The sequence below is a fragment of the Acinetobacter sp. NIOH-H-8 genome, assembly GCF_046635365.1.
Lineage (GTDB): Bacteria > Pseudomonadota > Gammaproteobacteria > Pseudomonadales > Moraxellaceae > Acinetobacter.
Genome location: NZ_JBHDVN010000288.1, coordinates 1 through 408, shown reverse-complemented (window position 1 = coordinate 408; position 408 = coordinate 1). Strand labels below are relative to the sequence as shown.

Genomic DNA, 408 nt, shown 5'->3' with positions numbered 1-408 from the left:
GCATGCACAGCTGTGGGCGCAACTGCTCGGCGCGGAGGCACGCCCAGGCGCCGCACTTCCCGCACCAGTGCAGGACGGCTGGGTGCAGCAACGCATGACCTTGTGCGATGTCGGCGCATACGCCCACGTGATTGCGCCTGATGGCAGCCGCCACCCGCTGCTGCCCGAACGCAGCGGCAGCGCGCCGCCTTGCGCCGGCTACTGGCCGGCCGCCCCCGGCTGGCATCGCCTGCAGACCGGCACCCCGCACCGCTGGGTGTTTGTGCGCGCGCCGATCGACGCGCCCGCGCCGTATCTCGAACAGCTGCGCGTTGCCACGGCCGAACTGGCGGCGTGCGGCTCCAGGCGCGGGAGCGCTGGCTCACCACCCGGACACCCAGGCGCACGCTGGCCGTGGCTGCTGGTCTG

The 408-nt window shown here is 73.5% G+C and carries 1 protein-coding gene; it reads left to right on the top strand.

From position 1 onward, the window contains the following. Positions 1 to 82 precede the first annotated feature (82 nt). The coding region (locus ACEWB7_RS18275) for a hypothetical protein (RefSeq protein ID WP_411581129.1) at positions 83 to 408 on the top strand (326 nt) is incomplete at its 3' end.